The sequence below is a fragment of the Phenylobacterium sp. genome (genome assembly GCF_035309685.1).
Classification (GTDB): Bacteria; Pseudomonadota; Alphaproteobacteria; order Caulobacterales; family Caulobacteraceae; genus Phenylobacterium.
On the sequence record NZ_DATGEX010000013.1, the window covers coordinates 43,601 to 62,191 of the forward strand.

Genomic DNA, 18,591 nt, shown 5'->3' on the forward strand with positions numbered 1-18,591 from the left:
CCAACGGCGGGGGGGGGCGTTTGCCTGCATAGGTTCGATCCTCATCGACCGCCTTTGTTCCCCACAATTTGTCTGGGCACGGCTTTCGCTCCGCGAGCCTCCAGTTTCTTGAAGGGTCAGCCATGGCTGCCCAACCGCCCGCCTATTCGGAAGAAGCCGCGCTCAGCCTGACCATGGCGGTGGTCGCCTCCTCGCCTGGTCCCCTGCTGATGCTCGACGGCGCCCTGAACATCATCGCGGCCAGCGCCTCTTTCTCGGAGACTTTCGAGATCGACGCGGCGACCGCCCAGGGCCGGCCGCTTTCCACTCTGGGCGCCGGCGAGTGGAACGCGCCGCAACTGCGTTCCCTGCTGGACGCCGCTATCTCCGGCGCGGCCAAGATCGAGGCCTATGAGATGGATCTCAGGCGACCGGGCGAGCGCACACGGCGTCTGGTCATCCACGCCCAGCGGCTCGTCTACCTCGACCTGGAGAACCTTCGGCTGCTGATGGCGGTGTGCGACGTGACCGACGCGCGCGCCAACGAGAAGCTCAAGGACGATGTGCTGCAGCAGAACCTCGTGCTGTTGCAGGAGGTCCGCCATCGGGTCGCCAACAGCCTGCAGATCATCGCCAGCGTCCTGCTGCAGAACGCCCGCCGCACCCAGTCGGACGAGACCCGTGGGCACCTGCGGGACGCCCATCACCGGGTGATGTCCATTGCGGCGCTCGAGCGGCAGCTCTCCGGATCGGGCGATGGCCAGGTCGAGTTGCACAGCTACTTCACCGACCTGTGCGCCAGCATCGCCGCCTCGATGATCGGCGATCCCAACGAGATCTCCCTCACCGTCACGGGCGGCGGCGGCGTTGTCGATGCGCGGGTGTCCGTCAGCCTGGGCCTGATCGTCACCGAGCTGGTGATCAACGCGCTGAAGCACGCCTTCCCGGAACATCGGCGCGGCAGCATCACGGTGGACTGCGAATTCCGCGGCCCGAACTGGACCCTGTCGGTCACCGATGACGGCGTCGGCCTGCCCATGGATCCCGCTGACGTCCACGCGGGCCTGGGGACCAGCATCGTCGAGGCCCTGGCGCGGCAGCAGCAAGCGACCGTCGAGATCGAGGGCGCCCATCCCGGCACGAGGGTTTCGATCACTCACACCCAGATCGCCCTTGTCGGCGGAGACGAGGGCGCCGAGGGCGAAGCCGCCGCCGGCCGGCCGTCGGCTGAGAGCGGCGCCTGACCATGGCCCCCCAGACGAAGCCCGTCCGCGGCCAGACCCTGTTGATCGTCGAGGACGACATCCTGCCGGCCATGGCCATCCAGGATGAGTTGGAGGACGCCGGCTACCGCGTCCTCGACCTCACGGGTCGCCATCAGGAAGCCCTGTCGGCCGCCCGGATCCACAAGCCCGACCTGGCGCTGGTGAACATCGAGCTTCAAGGGCGCGACGACGGCATCGCTCTGGCCGGAGAGCTCCAGGCGATGGGCATTCCGACCCTCTTCATCAGCGGCCAGGTAAGCCGCGCAATGTCCATGCGGACTGTCGCGATCGGCTCGCTGCCCAAGCCCTATCGGGCCGCCGACGTGGTCGTCGCCGTCGACTATCTTTTGGCGCATCTGCGAGGCGACGAAACCCGGCCGCGCCCGGACGGCCTGGAGGTTTTCGACCGCGCCGCGGACGCCGCGGCGCCGGGTCTGGCCTAGGGCATGGCGCGCTACTTCTTCGACATCCGCGACGGTGAGTTCTTTCCTGATGAGGTGGGCAGCGAGTTCGTCGACCTCGAGGCCGCGCGCATTCACGCGGTCGTGCGGTCCGGTGAACTGCTGAAGGAAAATCCCTCACGGTTCTGGGAGGGCGAGGAGTGGCAGCTCGAGGTTCGCGATGAAGCGCGCCGCGTGCTGTTCATCCTGACCTTCATGGCGACCAATTCGCCCGACTTGCCGCGGACCAAATTGTCCCGATCCCGCCCTGGCGGAGGCTAGCCGAGCATGGGGCCTAGTGCGCCGAATAGGTCCGCAGCACATCCTCGATGATGCGTTCCAGCTGCCCCAGGGTGTTGCAGGTCTTGGCGACGCTGCAGAAGCGGGCGTAGCGGTGCATGACGCTGTCGCCCTGCGCCCAATAGCTTTCCGGTTCCGGGTTCAGCCAGATCACCGCGCGTGAGCGGGCCGCGATGGTCTGCATGATGTCCAGGCGCGGGTCGGCGAAGTTGGAGCGGCCGTCGCCCAGGAAGATCACCGTGGTGTGGCGGTCGACGCGGTCCAGGTGGTTCTCGGCAAAGTCCTCCAGCGCCTTGCCGTAGTCGGTCTGCTGGAAGCCGATGGTCTGCAGCACCTTGAGGATCGCCTTCTCGACGCCGTTGTCGTCGAGGATGGCGTTGACCGGGATCAGGCGGCCGGAGAAGGCGTAGGCGTCCAGGCGGTCGACCACCTCGTTCAGGGAATAGAGGAAGGTCAGCAGGAACTGGGCGGCGGCGGCCACCGATTTCGACACGTCGCAGATGGCGACGATCGACGGCTTATCGACCTTCTTGATCTTCCACTCGATCTCGAAGGGCACGCCGCCGTGGGCCATGGATTTGCGCAGGGTCTTGCGCACGTCCAGGTGGCCCTTGTTGGCGGTGTGGCGGCGGCGCGAATAGCGGTCGGCCAGCCGCTTGGCCATGCGCTTGACCAGCGCCTGCATCATGACAAGGTCGACGGGATCGATGCCGCCGTCGGCGTTCAGCGCCTTCTTGGCCAGCATCTCTTCGCGAAGCTTGGCGCCCGAGCCCGCCGCATAGAGTTCGTGCTGGCGCTCCACATAGGCCTGGGCCTGGGCGGTGAGCGCGGTCTTGCCGGCTTCCAGCCGCACCGCCAGGCGGGCGCCCGCGTGGGTCTGCAGTCGCTTGGCGTTGGCGATGATCTGCTCGATCTGCGCCAGACCCATCTCGTCCAGCAGCTTGCGCGTCAGCCGGCTGCGCTGGGTCGACAGGCGGATCTCGGCGACGCCGGCGGCGCGGGCCGCCTCCTCCATCGCCTGGGCCATGCCGGCCGCGTCGCCGTCCAGCAGCATCTGGGCGAGCGGAGACTGGTCCACGCCGGTCGCGTCGCCGTCTTGGGGTTTGCCTTCCGCCTCGTCGTCTTCCGGCGGCGGCAGGCTGAAGCTGTCGCGGGTGAAGAAGGTCTCGAAGGTCTCATCGAACCGGCCGACCTCCTCGCGCGACTTGGCGAGCGTCGCGCAGAGCGCGTCCTTGAACAGCTCGCGGTCGGCGTAGCCGACGGCGGCGACCGTGCGCGCCGCATCGATCGCCTCGGCCGGCGAGACCTTGACGTCGGCGGCCCTGAGGGCACGGAGGAATTCTTCGAGGGTGTGCTGCACCTAGCCCCCGCTCACCTGCGGCCCATCAGCTCGACGATCTGGGGTTCGACGGCGGTGATGTCCTGCTCGAATTTCAGGATCACGTTGAGGGTGTCGCGCACCATAGCCGGCTCCAGGTCCTTGGCGTGCAGCAGGATGAGCGCGCGGGCCCAGTCGACGGTCTCGGAGATCGAAGGCGCCTTGCGGAGATCCAGCGTGCGGAGCGACTGGACGAAGGCCACCAGCTGGCTGGTCAGCGTCGCCTCGATCCCCGGCACGCGTGTGGCGACGATCCGCTCCTCCAGCGCCGGCTCCGGCAGCGGGATGTGCAGATGCAGGCAGCGGCGCTTCAGCGCGTCGCCCAGGTCGCGGACGTTGTTGGAGGTGAGGAACACCAACGGCGGGGTCTTGGCGACGATGACGCCCAACTCCGGCACGGAGACCTGGTAGGCCGACAGCACCTCCAGCAGGAAGGCCTCGAAGGCCTCATCCGACTTGTCGATCTCGTCGATCAGGAGCACGCAGCCGTCGTCCTGGCGCAGCGCCTGCATCAGCGGCCTGGGCTCCAGGAAGGGCTCGGAGAAGAACAGGTCGCCCATGCCGTGCAGCCGATCCATGGCGGAATCCATGTCGGGCGCGTCGGCCAGCGCGACGCCCATGCGGTCCTTGAGGATCTGGGTGTAGAGCAGCTGCTTGCCGTACTTCCACTCGTAGAGGGCCTTGGACTCGTCCAGGCCTTCGTAGCACTGCATGCGGATCAGCGGTTGGGCGAGCAGGCGGGCGGTGGAGAGCGCGAGCTCCGTCTTGCCGACGCCGGCCGAGCCCTCGACCAGGATCGGCTTTTGCAGGTGTGCGGCCATGTAAAGGGCGGTTGCGATGCGGCGCGACGCGATATAGCCGACGCTCCCCAGACCCTCGACCAGGGCGTCGACCGAAGAAAACGGGCCAGAGGCGGTGTTGGGCCCCGACGTGGGGCCGGCGGCGGCCGCGGCGGATGTGGAAATCGTCAAAGTCACAGGCTTTCAAATGGGAGGGCGGAATGAAACGGCCGCACTTGGGTTCTTCAATGGGCGCGATAGTGCCAAGTGGCCCGCGCGAGGGCAAACGGGAAACCCGTTCGCGCCTGGGTTGAAATCCGGAAGCCAAAATTTTTCCGTGGTTTACGTGACCTTCAGAACTGTTGCGCTAGGCCACGCGGGCATGCGCCAGTTGCTCGCCATACTGGTCGCGACCCTTGTCGCCTCTCCGGCCGGGGCCGCCGACCTTGCGCTCTCGCTCGCCACCCCGGGCGGCAAGCCGTTGGCCAATGCGGTGGTCACCGTCTACCCGGCGTCCGGCGCGCCGCGCGGCCCGATCCGTTTCCCCTGGCCCTATATGATGTCCCAGAAGGACATGCAGTTCGAGCCCTACGTCCTGGTGGTGCCGGTGGGCGCCGAGGTCGCCTTCCCGAACCGGGACCCCTTCAAGCACCACGTCTTCTCGTTTTCGCCGGCCAAGACCTTCGAGTTGAAGCTCTACGGCCGCGACGAGCAGCGCTCGGTGAAGTTCGACAAGCCGGGCGTGGTCGCCCTGGGCTGCAACATCCACGACGACATGACCGCCTTCATCAAGGTCGTCGACACGCCGTTCGCCGCCAAGACCGACGCCAAGGGCGAAGCTGTGGTGCGTGACCTGCCGCCCGGCGACGCGCAGGTGGTGGTCTGGCAGCCCTTCCTGAAGGGTCCGCGCAACGAGGTGAGCCGCTCGGTCAAGGCGCCGGCCTCCGGGTCGTTCGCGCTGGCCGTGACAGCCGAGGCGCGAACGCCGCCGCTGCGGCGCGGCGGCTACTGATGGCCCGCCGCCCCGAGCTCGCGGCCCTGCAGGGCCTGAAAGCGCGCCTGACGCGGTTCACGCACCTGCGCACGCGCCTGACCGTGCTCTACGCGGGCCTGTTCGGGGCGGTGCTGCTGCTGGTCTCGCTCAGCGTCTATCTGGCCATCGGCCAGGCGGCCCAGCGTCAGGTGCGGAGCGAACTGACCGCCACGGGCACGGTGTTCGACCGGGTCTGGTCGCTGCGCTCCGACCGGCTTCGCGAGGGCTCCTCGCTGCTCTCCAGGGACTTCGGCTTCCGCGAGGCGGTCGCCACGCGCGACGATCCCACCATCGTCTCGGCGATGGAGAACCTGAAGCAGCGCTTCGAGATCGACCGCGCCTTCATCGTCACCGCCGAAGGCCGCGTGATCGGCGACGACGCCGGCGCGATCGCCGCCGACGCGCGGCTGCTTGCGAAGGCGCTGGACAACGCCGAGGACCCCTCCGGCGTGGTGGTGCTGGGCGGCGCGCCCTACCAGATCATGGCCGCCCCGGTGCTTTCGCCCGACCAGATCGGCTGGCTGGTGTTCGCGGTGCGCCTCGACAGGGGCGAGATGACCGCGCTTGAGAAGCTGTCGGCGATCCCGCTGAACGCCGCGGTGCTGAGCCGCGACGCCCCGAACCTGAAGAGTGGGGGCTGGCGACAGGAAGGCAGGGTGAGCGCGCATGATCGCGCCCGCCTGTCGGCCTTCATCGACCAGGCCATCGCCCGCAAGATCACGACGCCGCAGTCCATCGACGCCGGCGATGGCGCGGCGCTGGCGCTGGTCAAGCCGCTTCCGACGCTGACCAAGACCCAGCCGGCGGTGCTGGTGCTGCGCTATCCCCTGGCGCGGGCCATGGCGCCCTATCAGCTGATGCTGGCCATGGTGGCCCTGGCCGGCCTGGCGGGTCTGGGCGTGGTGGCCTGGGGGTCCTGGGCGCTCGCCCGCGGCATCACCCGGCCGATCAGCGCGCTCGACGAGGCGGTGCATCGCCTGAAGCGCGGCGAGGAGGCCCAGGTCGAGATCGAGACCGAGGACGAGATCGGCCGACTGGCCGGCAGCTTCAACACCATGGCCACCGAGATCCGCGACCGCGAGCGGCGGATCACCCACCTGGCCCTGCACGACGGCGACACCGGCCTGCCCAACCGCCTGGCCCTGGAGCGTGTCGTCGAGGCGCTGTCCGACCTGCCGCCCGGCCAGGTCTATGTGGCGGCGCTCGGCGTCCACCGCTTCGACCACCTGCGCGGCGCCATCGGCTACGCGCTGGCCGCCCAGGCCATGCGGATGATCGGCAACCGCCTGGCGGGTCTGGCTCCCGCGTCGGGCGTCGCCCGCGTCGCGAGCGACGTTCTGGGTTTCGTGCTGGTCGCCGCCGACCTGAAGGCCGCGGAGGACGACGCGCAGCGCCTGATGGCCGAGCTCGAGACCCCGCTCAATGTCGGCGGCGACGCTATCGATCTGACCCTGCACCTGGGTCTGGCCTCGCTGCAGCGCGGCGCGGGTCCGGGCGCGGCGATCGAACAGGCGAATATCGCGCTCGACCAGGCGCGCGGCGCCAGGCGCAGGGTCGCCTTCTTCGACGCGGCCGCCTACGGCGACCCCGCCGCGAACCTCGCCCTGATGAGCGGCATGCTGCGCGCGCTGGAGGACGGCGCCATCGACCTGTTCTATCAGCCGAAGTTCGACATGCGGCTGGGCAAGGTCACCGGCGTCGAGGCGCTGTCGCGCTGGCGCCATCCGGCCCGCGGCATGCTGCCACCGGACCTGTTCATCCCCATGGCCGAGGAAACCGGCCACATCCGCACGCTGACCGAATGGGTGTTCAAGCGCGCGATCGACGTACAGGCGCAGCTGGCCGAAGCCGGCCACGTGGTCGAGATGTCGGTCAATGTCTCGGGCCGAACCTTGGGCGAGCCGGACTTCGCCGACTTCGCGCTCGCGGAGGCGCAACGCGCGGCGGGCGGGCTGATCTTCGAGATCACCGAGACGGCGGTCATCGAGAACCCGGACCTGGCGCTCAGCATGATCGGCCGCTTCGCCGACGCCGGGATCAAGATCTCTATCGACGATTTCGGCACCGGCCTGTCGTCGCTGGCCTATCTGAAGCAGATCCGCGGCCATGAATTGAAGATCGATAAGTCCCTGGTCGAGGGCGTGACCGAAAGCCAGCGCGACGCGCTGATCGTCCGCTCCACCATCGACCTGGCCCATAGCCTGGGCCTGAAGGTGACGGCCGAGGGTGTGGAGACTGAGGACTGCTACGCCATCCTGGCCGGCATGGGTTGCGACACGGCCCAGGGCTACCTGATCGCCAAGCCGCTACCCTTAAAGGAACTTTTGCGATTCCTCGGCGAGGATGACGTGAAAGCCCGCCGCTTCGGTTAGGGGTCATGCAAGGCTTCGCAAGGCTCACCTGCGTGACGATCGCGGCGCTGGCGGTGGCCGGCGCAGGGGCCGCCTGCGCCCAGTCCCGGACCGATTCCGATCTCGACAGCCTGATCGGGCCGCAGACGGTCCACGGCCTGGCCGACATCCGCCTGGCGGCCGCCGACGGCGAACGGTCCTGGCTGGACGGCGGCTTCGGCAAGACCGCGGTCGCCGCTGGCCACGGCCGGTTCGACCTCAGCCAGGCGGTGGCGGAATGGCGCCCGCAGCTGAACTTCGCGCTGGGCGCGGTGGTCAGCGTCCAAGCCCAGCCGCAGGTCCGCCCCGCGCTCGACCTCGACGAGGCCTATGTGACGCTGAAGGCGCCGCCGACGTCGGTGGGTCGGTTCTCCGCCCGGGCGGGCCTCTTCTATCCGCCGGTCTCGCAGGAGCACACAGGCCTCGGCTGGACCACGCCGGACACGGTCAGCGCCTCGGCGCTCGATACCTGGATCGGCGAGGAGGTGAAGGTCGGCGGCGTCGAGCTGAGCTGGAAGGGCGCGGTCGGCGGCCACAAGCTGGAAGCCACGGGCGCGGTGTTCGGCTGGGACGACACCTCCGCCACCCTGCTCACCTTCCGCGGCTGGGCCACCGATGCGGTCCGCGCCGGCGCCTTCACCCATTTTTCCCTGCCGCCGCTCTCGGCCTTCGCGGGCCAGTTCCAGGGGGATGAGACCTATCCCGCGCGCGAGCTCGACCATCGCGCCGGCTACTACGCGCGCCTGGAATGGCGCCCGCCGGCGCCGGTGAGCTTCAACCTCATCCGCTACGACAACGCAGGCAACCGGACCGCGGTGGACGCCGACCTCCAGTGGGCCTGGGCGACGCGCTTCACCGACGCCGGCCTGCGCTGGCAGGCCGATACCGACACCGTGGTGCTGGCGCAGGCGCTGCAGGGCCACACAGTGATGGGCCATGCCATTCCGGGCGGTCGCTGGTTCGACATGGATTTTCAGGCCGCCTATGCCCTGGTCACCCATCGCTTCGGCGAGGACGCGGCGACCTTCCGCCTCGACGGCTTCCGCAACCACGACCGGACCTTCGTGGCGCTCGACAACAACAATGAGACCGGCTGGGCGGCGACGGCGGCCTGGCGAAAGCGGCTGAGCCCCCACGCCAACCTGATCCTCGAGGCGGAGCGCATCTCCTCCAAGCGCCCGGCCCGGGCGCTCGCGGGCGTCCAACCGGACCAGGACCAGACCGTGGCGCAGTCTGTGCTGCGCCTCAGCTTCTAAAGCGGCGACGACATCGCCATCTTCTTGTGCCGCTGGCTCACCGGCCGCAGGTCGAGCGCGACGGTCTCCGGCGCGGCGGTGGTGAGGTTCACCGCCTTGTCCGCCGGAACCTTGGCGCGCATGTCGGGGTGCCAGACGCTGAGCGTGCCATTGCCGCCCGGCAGGCCGTGGATCGTCACCGTTCCGCTCGCGTCGGTCTTGGCCGCGAACGGCGTGTCGGCGACGTAGATATAGCCGATCATCACGTCGTGGATGTTGCACCCCAGGGCCACGATGCCGGCCTTGTCGAAGGTGACGCTGCGCTCCTCCTGTTGGCCGTAGAGCTTCAGCTCGAACTTCTTGGCCGCCGAGAACGAATAGACGTGGTGGCGCACCTTGTCCTTGTTGGGGAAGCCCACGGTCGATCCCACCGGCACGATCAGGACGTAGGGGTTAAAGGCGATGTTCTGCTGGGTCATCGTCGTGGCCCAGGCGTAATGGATGGCGCTGGCCGGGCCCGAGCCGGCGGCCGGATGCACCAGGACCACGGCGTCGGCCAGCGGCGTCCCGTCCTCGCCCTTGACGGTGACGGTGAGGTCGGCCGCAGCGGCGGAACCAGCGATGGCGGCGGCTGCGACGCAGGCCGCGGCGGTCTCGAGGGGGTGTCGCATATAGGCCGGGATAACCGGTTTCGCTGAACGTAATATAAAGAATACAAAGGCAAACTTCCCCTCAGACGGCCCGCGGCAAGCGGACGGTGAGTGGGGACTCTTCCATGCGTGGACCGTGCGTGGCGCTCATGGGCGCCGGTCTCCTGGCCTGCGCCGGGGCGGCCCAGGCCGACGAACTGCGGGCCAGCGGCAAGCTGCTGCTGACCCAGGGCGTCAGCGATATCGAAGGCGCGGCGGGCGGCGGCATCGCCACCTGGGCGCTGATCGCCGGTTACGAGACCCGCGACGGCATCGGCGGCAATGTCCACGCCACCGGCATCCAGCTGAAGGACTACCAGTTCCGCACCTACGGCGCGGCGCTTGGCTTCCGCGACCGGGTGGAGCTGAGCTACGCGCACCAGGAATTCGACACCCAGGGGACCGGCGAGAAGCTGGGCCTGGGCCACGGCTTCACCTTCGGTCAGGACGTCTATGGCGTGAAGGTGAAGGTGGCGGGCGATGCGGTCTACAATCAGGACAGTTGGATGCCCCAGGTCGCGCTCGGCGCCCAGTTCAAACGGGCCGACCAAAGCGCGGTGATCAGTTTCCTGGGCGGCCAGCATTCGAGTGGCGTCGACTATTTCGTGGCCGCCTCCAAGGTGTTCCTGGACGAGAGCCTGGTGCTGAACGGCACGGTGCGCGCCACCAAGGCCAACCAGACCGGCCTGCTGGGTTTCGGCGGCAATAGGGGCGACGACTATCACGCCGAATTCGAAGGCTCCGCGGCCCTGCTGTTGACCCGCAAGTTCGCGGTCGGCGTGGAATACCGCACCAAGCCCGACAACCTGAACGGGCTGAAGGAAGACGATTGGGCGGACGTTTTCGCCGCCTACGCCATCAACAAGCACCTCTCGGTCACCGCGGCCTATGTCGACCTCGGCGAGATCGCGACCTTCAAGCACGAGAACGGCGTCTACCTCTCACTGCAAGCGGGGTTCTAAGATGATCCAAGCTTTGATTTTCGCCGCCGCGGTGGCGACGGGACAGCCTGCGCCCAAGGCGGATGGCCCCCCGACGTTCAAGGTCGAACACCCCTCGGCAAAATATCCGGGTGAGGAGGAGATCGCCGCCTACACCCCGTCGCCCGCCAACGCTGGCGCTCCGCAATTCGAGGGCGACCGTATGTGGAAGGCGTTCCACGAGGCGCCGGGCGTCGACCGGGTGGTTGATGAGCTGGTGGACCGCAGCCTCGCGGACCCGAGCATCTCCGACATCTTCAAGAGCCACGACATGGTGCGCCTGCGCCGCACGCTGAAGGAGCAGTTCTGCTACATCCTGAACGGCGGCTGCGCCTATTCAGGCCGCGACATGAAGGCCGTGCACAAGGACATGGGCCTGCAGAACGCCGACTTCAACGCCCTGGTCGAGCACCTGCAGGAGGCGATGGATCACGAGAAGATCGCCTTCCGCGACCAGAACCGCTTCCTCGCCAAGCTGGCCCCGATCCAGCGGACGTCGGTGGAACGCTAGACGTCGAACTCGACCCCCTGCGCCAGCGGCAGCGTGCGGCCGAAATTCACCGTGTTGGTGGCGCGGCGCATGTAGGTCTTCCAGCTGTCGGAGCCCGCCTCGCGGCCGCCGCCGGTCTCCTTCTCGCCGCCGAACGCCCCGCCGATCTCGGCGCCCGAGGGGCCGATGTTGACGTTGGCGATGCCGCAGTCGGAGCCGCGCGCCGAGGTGAACAGCTCGGCCTCGCGCAGGTCGTTGGTGAAGATCGAGGACGACAGGCCCTGCGGCACGTCGTTCTGCAGACGGATGGCCTCGCTGAGATCCGCATAGCGCATGACGTAGAGGATCGGCGCGAAGGTCTCCCGGCGGACGACCTCGGCCTGTTCCGACACCTCCACGAGGGCCGGGCGGACATAGACGGCGTCCGCGCAGCCCGCGACCTGAACCGCCTCGCCGCCGGTGACCTGGCCACCGGCCGCGCGGGCGTCGGCCAGCGCCTTTTGCTGGCCCTCGAACGAGGCCGCGTCGATCAGCGGGCCGACGAGGGTTCCGGCCTTGCGCGGATCGCCCACCGGCACGGAGCCGTAGGCGGCCTTCAGGCGCGGCAGGAAGGCGTCATAGATGCTGTCATGCACGAACAGCCGGCGCAGCGTCGTGCAGCGCTGGCCGGCGGTGCCCATGGCCGCGAAGGCCACCCCGCGCAGGGTTAGGTCCAGATCGGCGCTTGGCGCGACGATGGCGGCGTTGTTGCCGCCGAGCTCGAGGAGCGCACGGGCGAAGCGGGCGGCCAGGCGCGGCGCCACCGCGCGGCCCATGGCCGTCGAGCCGGTGGCCGAGACCAGCGGCGCCTTGGGGTGGTCGACCAGGGTCTCGCCGACCTCGCGGCCGCCAATGACGACGGCGGAAAGTCCTTGCGGGGCGTCGCCGAACTTCGCCATGGCGCGGTCGAGCAGGGCCTGCACGGCGAGCGCGGTGAGCGGGGTCTTTTCCGACGGCTTCCAGACCACCGCGTCGCCGCAGACCAACGCCAGCGCCGCGTTCCACGACCAGACCGCGACCGGGAAGTTGAACGCCGAGATCACGCCGACCACGCCAATCGGATGCCAGGTCTCCATCATGCGGTGCTCGGGCCGCTCGGTGGCTATGGTCAGGCCGAACAGCTGGCGCGACAGGCCGACGGCATAGTCGCAGATGTCGATCATCTCCTGCACTTCACCTTGGGCCTCGGAGACGATCTTGCCGGCCTCCAGAGTCACCAGGGCGGCGAGGTCGGCCTTGGCGGCGCGCAACTCCTCGCCCAGCAGGCGAACCAGTTCGCCCCGGCGGGGCGCCGGGACGTTGCGCCAGGCCAGATAGGCTTGGTGCGCGGTTTCCACAGCCTTTGCTGTGGAAGCCGGTGTGGCGTCATGCACGTCGGCGAGGGTCTCTCCGGTGACCGGCGAACGCACGGCGCGGTCGCCGCCGGTCCACAGCGTCTCGGCGACGCCCAGGCGGCTCAGGACGTCATGGGCTTCCGCCCTTGTCGACGCGAGGGGGGCGGAGCTGATCGGGCTTTGCAGGGTCATGTGGTCTACTCGGCGGCGCGGAGGGCTTGCGGGGTGTCGCCAGCGTAGAAGCGTCCGAAGCGGTTGCCCAGGATGTCGGCGAGCGGAATGTCCTCCTGGCGGATGAAGCCCCTGGCCGGCAGCTTGCCGTCCGCCAACAGGTCCAGCACCGCGCAGACGGCGCCGGCGGTGGTGATCTGGATGGCGCTGAGCATTTCGCCGCCGATCACTTGGGCGTAGACCTTGTTGACATAGGTCTCCTGCATCAGTCGGCCATCCTTCAGTCCACTGACGGTCACGAAGACGATGACCACGTCCTGCAGGGTCGCGGGCACCGCCTGCTCCAGGATGTCCTTGAGCAGCGGGCGGCGATTGCGCAGGCCGAGGTCGTTCAACAGCGCCTTCATGATCGCCGCGTGGCCGGGATAGCGGATGGTGCGGTAGTTGAGGTTGCGCACCTTGCCGTCGAGGGTCTGGCAGAGCGTGCCGAGGCCCCCGGAGGTGTTGAAGGCCTCGTAGGTCACGCCGTCGAGGGAGAATTCCTCGCATTCCTCCAGCGCCGGGACCTCGCGCAGGCGGCCCTCGACGATCGCCTCGCAGGGCTCGCAATATTCATTGATCACCCCGTCGGTCGACCAGGTGAGGTTGTAGTTCAAGGCGTTGGACGGATAGCGCGGCAGGGCGCCGACCCGCAGGCGCACGTCGTGCAGCTCGTCGAAGTGCTTGCAGAGGTCCCAGGCGGCGATGGTGATGAAGCCCGGCGCCAGGCCGCACTGCGGGATGAAGGCGACGTCGGCGCCGCGGGCGAGGTCGCGGACCACGCGCGACGCGGCGACGTCCTCGGTGAGGTCGAGATAGTGGGCGCCGGCGGCCTTGGCGGCCTCAGCGACCGCGACGGTGAGATGGTAGGGCGCGGCGTTGACGACGGCGAAGCAGCCGGCGAGCGCCGCCTTGAGCGCCGCGGCGCTGTCGATGGCCACGGCTGCGGTCTTCGCACGGGCGTCGACGCCGGCCAGGGCCTGCGCGTTGGCGTCGATCACCGTGACCTCATAGTCGCCGCAACCGGCGAGCAGCCTGGCGGCCGTGGCGCCGATCTTGCCGGCGCCGATGACGGCGATCTTGCGCATTGTGGGGCTCCTCGGGCGGCGGGTCGCCCAAGAATGATTCGCGTCGGCGCCAATATCAATTGGCATCTCGGCGATATTCGTGAGATATCTGGACGTATCGACCGCACAAATCGGCAGATTGACGAGGGGGCGCGATGGACGATCTCGACGACCACCTGATCGCCCGCCTGCGCGACGACGCCCGCGCGCCGGTCGCCGAGCTGGCCCGGGCGCTCGGCCTTTCGCGCACCACTGTGCAGAGCCGGCTCGCCCGGCTGGAGCGCACGGGGGTGATCGCCGGCTATTCGGTGAAGTTGTCGGAGGCGCGCGAGGCGGCCCTGATCCACGCCTTCGTCATGCTGACGGTCGAGCCGAAGCAGGCGGCCGCGGTCACCGCGGCGCTGAAACGGATGCCCGGCGTGCGGCGCCTGCAGTCCGTGAGCGGACCATCGGACATGATCGCCGCCGTCGCCGCCCCCAGCGTGGGCGACATGGACGCCCTGATCGATGAGATCGGCGCCCTGCGCGGCGTCGAACGCACCAATTCCTCGATCGTGCTGGCGACCAAGTTCGACCGCTGACGGGCGGAAGAAAAGCAACCACGGAAAACACGGAAAGAGCACGGAAGAAGGAAGAAGGCTCGACCACGGACGGACACAGATGCACACCGACGCGCCTTGCGCTTGGCGAGCGCAGCTCGCCTTCTGATCGTAGGCAGAGCCTATCGGAAGATGGCCTTCGGCCTTTCAAGCGGCAGGACGCGTCCGTGTGCATCTGTGTCCGTCCGTGGTTGAATCTTACTTCCGCGCCTTCTCCGTGGTTCCAAATCTTGACGGCCGCTGAGCGCGACTGTGGCCGATTCACCGCGGCCGGCGGCAAATCTACCGCGTAAACCTGACCTTTATGATCGCCGCTTAGGGTCCGTAGGTTAGGCGGAGTTCCCACCGGTCCATGAAATCCCTCTCGCGTCGGTTCCTGATCAGCGTCGGCTTGATGTCGCTGATCATGACGGTGCTCGGCACCTTCGGCGCATTCGTCGTCTTTGAGCGCGAGCTCTCGAGCCGTCAGATCGGCTACCTCACGGACTACGTCCGGGAGCGCAGCTCCAATGTGGACCGCCAGTTCTCCAACCTCTCCACCGTCCACAAGGCCGCCGGCGAGGAGCTGGAGCGGCGGATGAACCACCTGTCGGACGCCGAGGTGACCCGGCTGGCCGACGACTATTTCCCGCTGCAGGCCGACGGCACCCGCCGCAGCCGCGACAAATATTTCGACGGGGCGATCAACCAGGGCGACTACACCTATGGCCTCGGCGCCTTCATCGCCGGCGCCAAACAGACGACGCCGGACGAGATGCGCGCGCTGGTGGCGGGGTTCCGGCTGGTGTCGGACTTCGGCCAGGCGATGCGCCGCGACTACGACAACTTCTACTTCTTCATGCCCAAGCCCACGCGGCTGGTCATGTACGGCCCCGACCGGCCGGACCATCTGATGTTCTATCGCCATGAGGCGCCGGCCGACCTGTCGATTTCCGGCGAGGAGATGGCCAAGGTCACTCTGCCGCAGTTCGACCCCAGCCGCGCCACCCGCTGCACCAACCTGCAGCGCCTGGTGCAGGACACGGTCGGCAAGCGGCTGGCGACGGCCTGCCTGACGCCGGCCTATGTGAACGGCCGCTATGTGGGCGCGTTCGGCTCGTCGATGGAGCTGACCCACTTCTTCCTGAACGCGGTGAAGAACACGCCGTCCGGCGCCTCGCCGATGATCGTGACCTCCAAGGGCGAGCTGATCGCCTATCCGGGCTTCACCGACCAGGCCGCCCAGCCGGAAAAGACCCTGGCCCAGTACCAGAAGCGGTTCGCGCTCACCGACCTCGTGGCGCGGATCGGCAAGGATCGGCGCGAGAACGGCGTCATCGAGAGCCCGGACGGACGCCAGATCGTCGCCTTCGGGCGGCTGAACGGCCCCAACTGGTACCTGCTGCTGACCTATCCCAAGGCCAACGTTATGGCCTCGGCCCTGAAGTCGGCCTCCTGGGTGCTGCTGATCGGCGGTATCGCCTCACTGATCCAGGCGCTCGCCGTGGTGCTGCTGGCGCGCAGCAGCATCGTGCGCCCGGTCGAGCGGCTGGCGGCGTCCTGCGAGGGCGGCGACAACGAGCGTCCCGACGTCAGCGACGTGGAGCTGCGCAACGACGAGATCGGCGTCTTGGCGACCTCGCTGCGCACCGAGCGCGAAAAGACGGTCGCCGTGCTGGCCTCGCTGGAGGACCGGGTCAGCGAACGCACCGCCCAGCTGGAACGGGCCAACACCGAGAAGTCGCGCTTCCTGGCCAATATGAGCCACGAACTGCGCACGCCGCTGAACGGCGTCATCGCCATCTCCGAGACCCTGGCCGGCCAGGAAACCACGCCCAAGGGCAAGGAGCTGGCCGAACTGATCGTCGCCTCGGGCCGCCTGCTCGAGCGGGTGCTGACCGACATTCTCGACTTCTCGAAGATCGAGGCCGGCGAGATCACGCTCAGCCGCGACGACTTCGCCATGACCCGGCTGGTCAGCCATGTGGCCGAGCTGCACAAGGCGTCAGCCCAGGCCAAGGGCCTCTCGTTCCGCTGGTCGATCGCGCCGGAGGCCGAGGGCCACTACGCGGGCGACACGGTGCGGATCACCCAGGTGCTTTCCAACCTGCTCTCCAATGCGGTGAAATTCACCGAGGCCGGCGAGGTCGTGCTCGACGTCATCGCCTTTGGCGACGAGATCCGCTTCCAGGTGTCCGACAGCGGCATCGGCTTCGACGAGGAGACGGGCCAGCGCCTGTTCCGCCGCTTCGAACAGGCCGACGCCTCGATCCGCCGCCGGTTCGGCGGCACGGGCCTGGGCCTGGCCATCAGCCGCTCACTGGTCGAGCTGATGGGCGGGCGCATCGTGGTGCAGTCGCGCCCGGGCCACGGCTCGACCTTCTCGGTCTACGTGCCCCTGGAGCGGCTTGAAGACGTGGCCGTGGACGAGGGCGAGGACGAGGCCCAGGTGTTCGACATCGCCGGCGCCCGGGTGCTGGTGGCCGAGGACCATCCGACCAACCAGAAGGTCGTCGAGCTGATCCTGGAGTCGGTCGGCGTCACCCCGGTGATCGTCGAGAACGGCCAGCTGGCCATCGACCTGCTGCGCCAGGAACGTTTCGACGTCGTCCTGATGGACATGCAGATGCCGGAGCTGGACGGCCTCACGGCGACGGCCATGCTGCGCCAGTTCGAGCGGGAAACCGGCCTGCCGCGCACGCCGGTGATCATGCTGACCGCGAACGCGCTCGACGAGCACATGCGCGCCAGCCACGAGGCCGGCGCCGATCTGCACCTCTCCAAGCCGATCCACGCCCAGGCGCTGATCGAAAGCATCATGAACGCCATCAGCGGCCGCTCGGAAGAAGCCGCCGGCGAAGACTCCACCGCCGTCGCCTAGCGGCCGTTGAGGTAGATCGGGTTGCCGATCAGCCAGAGCTTGCCGTCCGGCCCGCGCACGTCGACGCGCAGCCAGTGGCGTTGGCCGTCGCCTGAGACCTCGACGGTCCTGGTCTCGTCGTCCCCCTTGAGCGCGGCGTCGGCGAGCTTCGGCCTTGGCCCGTCGCCCGTCAGCGACAGGGACCCGCCCGCCGCGTGGGTCACGTGCGCGGTGATCCTGACCGGCGCGCCGGCCGGGGCGGCGAGCGCATCGCCCATCTCCGCGGTCTTTCCGCCGGATGCGGCGCTCACCTCCAGCAACCGCTCGCGGCTGGCGTTGACGTCGATGAACACGTGGCCGGCGCGGATCGCGGCCAGGATCGCCGGCTGCGACAGGGCCTGGGCATGGACCACGGTGGTCGGATAGCCGACGCCGGCGGCGGCCACCCGGCTGATCTCGATGTCGTGGCTGTCGGAACCGCCGACGCCGGTGATCCGGAAGCCGGCGTTGAGCCTGGCCTCCCAGAACGGGATTCCGGAGATCACGCTCTCCGCGCCGCCCGGCAGGCGAAGCGCGCCGCCGTTGACGACCTCGATCGCCTGGATGCGCGAGAAGTCGGCGTCCTTCACCGTCCAGCCGCAGCCCATGCAGGCCTCGCCCGACGGCTGGCCCGGGTGGTTGATGGAGATCAGGCCGCCGGCCTTCTCCACCTGGCTCTGGATCGCGGCCAGGGTGGGCGCGCGGGGCGATCCCAACTGGAAGTCCATGGGCGCGGTCGGGCCCCAGACGTTGGCGTGGCCGTAGAAGGTGGTGATCTCGCGGCCTGGGATCAGTAGCAGGTCGTCGTAGTAGGGCGCGAGTTCGCGCAGGGCCTGGTTCTGGGCGGTCGTGTTGTGGTCGGTGACCGAAACGAAGTCGAGGCCGCGGGCGCGCGCCGCCTCCAGGGTGCGGAACACCGGGCAGGGCACGTGGGCCTTGCGCATCGACAGGCACGTCCCGTCCGAGTGGCCGGTGTGCATGTGCAGGTCGCCCCGATACCAGCCCGGCTCCGGCTTGATCGGCGCGGCGCTGAAGCCGGCGAAGCTCGTTCCGTGTTCGAAGGTGACGTGGGCCGTGTAGTGCGCCTCGGCGCCGGCCCGCAGGTTCGGCACGCCCAGCACCAGCTTCCAGGTCCCGGCCGGCAGCGGCCCTGGCAGGTAGGAGGGCGTGGCCTCGGCGTCGGAGATCGTGAAGCTCTGCTTGTTGCCGCCGCTCCAGCCGCGGAACCTTTCGGGATCGCGGACGCCCAGATCGATCACCGACTTCTGATCCTTGCCGGTGTAGGCGAACTCCACTGTCAGCCGCGTCGTCCCGGCCGGGACTTTGAAGGGAATCTCCCGGTAGTGCTCGTGGTCGGCGCGGGTCATCACGCCGGTGAGCGTCAGGTCCTGCGCAGCGGCGGGCGCGGCGAGGAGGGCCAGCAGGCAGATGAGGGATCGCATAGGCGTCACGACTTTAGATCTCCGTCCGGTCGGGACGCCCGAATGACCCCTCATCTGTGACAGC

General features: G+C 68.5%; 16 protein-coding genes. 10 read left to right on the plus strand and 6 right to left on the minus strand.

The genetic code is table 11. The features are described 5' to 3' along the window. Window positions 1-122 precede the first annotated feature (122 nt). The 3 genes from VKQ35_RS03000 to VKQ35_RS03010 are packed head-to-tail and all read left to right on the plus strand — an operon-like array spanning window position 123 to window position 1,966. Window positions 123-1,223, plus strand: coding sequence for a sensor histidine kinase (locus VKQ35_RS03000; RefSeq protein WP_324358570.1), 1,101 nt, complete (start codon window positions 123-125; stop codon window positions 1,221-1,223). A gap of 2 nt (window positions 1,224-1,225) precedes the next feature. Next, a complete protein-coding gene (locus VKQ35_RS03005; protein ID WP_324358571.1) occupies window positions 1,226-1,687 on the plus strand; it encodes a response regulator in 462 nt (153 codons plus the stop codon). Between the two features lie 3 nt (window positions 1,688-1,690). Beyond that, a complete protein-coding gene (locus tag VKQ35_RS03010) occupies window positions 1,691-1,966 on the plus strand; it encodes a DUF6894 family protein (RefSeq protein WP_324358572.1) in 276 nt (91 codons plus the stop codon). A gap of 13 nt (window positions 1,967-1,979) precedes the next feature. Here VKQ35_RS03010 and VKQ35_RS03015 read toward each other — a convergent pair whose 3' ends face one another. Both VKQ35_RS03015 and VKQ35_RS03020 read right to left on the minus strand, forming a co-directional pair. Next, window positions 1,980-3,344 carry a vWA domain-containing protein gene (locus VKQ35_RS03015; protein WP_324358573.1) on the minus strand — a complete coding sequence of 455 codons (1,365 nt, stop codon included), beginning with the start codon at window positions 3,342-3,344 and terminating at the stop codon, window positions 1,980-1,982. Window positions 3,345-3,355: 11 nt separating this feature from the next. Beyond that, window positions 3,356-4,333: a MoxR family ATPase gene (locus VKQ35_RS03020; protein ID WP_324358574.1), complete on the minus strand. Its 978-nt coding sequence runs from the start codon at window positions 4,331-4,333 to the stop codon at window positions 3,356-3,358. Window positions 4,334-4,523: 190 nt separating this feature from the next. Between VKQ35_RS03020 and VKQ35_RS03025 the strand changes: the two genes are divergently transcribed. The 3 genes from VKQ35_RS03025 to VKQ35_RS03035 are packed head-to-tail and all read left to right on the plus strand — an operon-like array spanning window position 4,524 to window position 8,820. Beyond that, window positions 4,524-5,153, plus strand: coding sequence for a methylamine utilization protein (locus tag VKQ35_RS03025; RefSeq protein WP_324358575.1), 630 nt, complete (start codon window positions 4,524-4,526; stop codon window positions 5,151-5,153). Further along, complete coding sequence (locus tag VKQ35_RS03030; RefSeq protein ID WP_324358576.1) at window positions 5,153-7,546, plus strand: putative bifunctional diguanylate cyclase/phosphodiesterase; 2,394 nt, start codon at window positions 5,153-5,155, stop codon at window positions 7,544-7,546. The genes VKQ35_RS03025 and VKQ35_RS03030 overlap by 1 nt, the downstream gene beginning before the upstream one ends. A gap of 5 nt (window positions 7,547-7,551) precedes the next feature. Then, window positions 7,552-8,820, plus strand: a complete 1,269-nt coding sequence (locus VKQ35_RS03035) for a hypothetical protein (protein ID WP_324358577.1) — start codon at window positions 7,552-7,554, stop codon at window positions 8,818-8,820. On the opposite strand, the gene VKQ35_RS03040 is transcribed toward VKQ35_RS03035, so the two are convergent. After that, the gene (locus tag VKQ35_RS03040; protein ID WP_324358578.1) at window positions 8,817-9,470 is read right to left on the minus strand and encodes a methylamine utilization protein; all 654 of its coding nucleotides are present in this window, start codon (window positions 9,468-9,470) and stop codon (window positions 8,817-8,819) included. The genes VKQ35_RS03035 and VKQ35_RS03040 overlap by 4 nt on opposite strands. Window positions 9,471-9,574: 104 nt before the next feature. On the opposite strand from VKQ35_RS03040, the gene VKQ35_RS03045 reads away from it, so the two are divergent. Next, window positions 9,575-10,450: a DUF3034 family protein gene (locus VKQ35_RS03045; protein ID WP_324358579.1), complete on the plus strand. Its 876-nt coding sequence runs from the start codon at window positions 9,575-9,577 to the stop codon at window positions 10,448-10,450. Window position 10,451: 1 nt separating this feature from the next. Next, window positions 10,452-10,979, plus strand: coding sequence for a group 1 truncated hemoglobin (locus tag VKQ35_RS03050; protein ID WP_324358580.1), 528 nt, complete (start codon window positions 10,452-10,454; stop codon window positions 10,977-10,979). Here VKQ35_RS03050 and VKQ35_RS03055 read toward each other — a convergent pair. Together VKQ35_RS03055 and VKQ35_RS03060 are read right to left on the minus strand one after the other, a co-directional pair. Further along, on the minus strand, window positions 10,976-12,523 hold the full coding sequence (locus VKQ35_RS03055; protein WP_324358581.1) for an aldehyde dehydrogenase family protein: 1,548 nt from the start codon (window positions 12,521-12,523) through the stop codon (window positions 10,976-10,978). The genes VKQ35_RS03050 and VKQ35_RS03055 overlap by 4 nt on opposite strands. A 5-nt stretch (window positions 12,524-12,528) precedes the next feature. Continuing rightward, window positions 12,529-13,629: a saccharopine dehydrogenase family protein gene (locus VKQ35_RS03060; RefSeq protein ID WP_324358582.1), complete on the minus strand. Its 1,101-nt coding sequence runs from the start codon at window positions 13,627-13,629 to the stop codon at window positions 12,529-12,531. Window positions 13,630-13,763: 134 nt separating this feature from the next. Between VKQ35_RS03060 and VKQ35_RS03065 the strand changes: the two genes are divergently transcribed. Beyond that, complete coding sequence (locus VKQ35_RS03065) at window positions 13,764-14,189, plus strand: Lrp/AsnC family transcriptional regulator (RefSeq protein WP_324358583.1); 426 nt, start codon at window positions 13,764-13,766, stop codon at window positions 14,187-14,189. Window positions 14,190-14,559: 370 nt separating this feature from the next. After that, window positions 14,560-17,067, plus strand: a complete 2,508-nt coding sequence (locus VKQ35_RS03070; protein ID WP_324358584.1) for an ATP-binding protein — start codon at window positions 14,560-14,562, stop codon at window positions 17,065-17,067. Here VKQ35_RS03070 and VKQ35_RS03075 read toward each other — a convergent pair. Beyond that, entirely contained in the window at window positions 17,064-18,527 is a 1,464-nt protein-coding gene (locus VKQ35_RS03075; RefSeq protein ID WP_324358585.1) for a CehA/McbA family metallohydrolase, read from the minus strand. The genes VKQ35_RS03070 and VKQ35_RS03075 overlap by 4 nt on opposite strands. Between the last annotated feature and the right edge of the window lie 64 nt (window positions 18,528-18,591).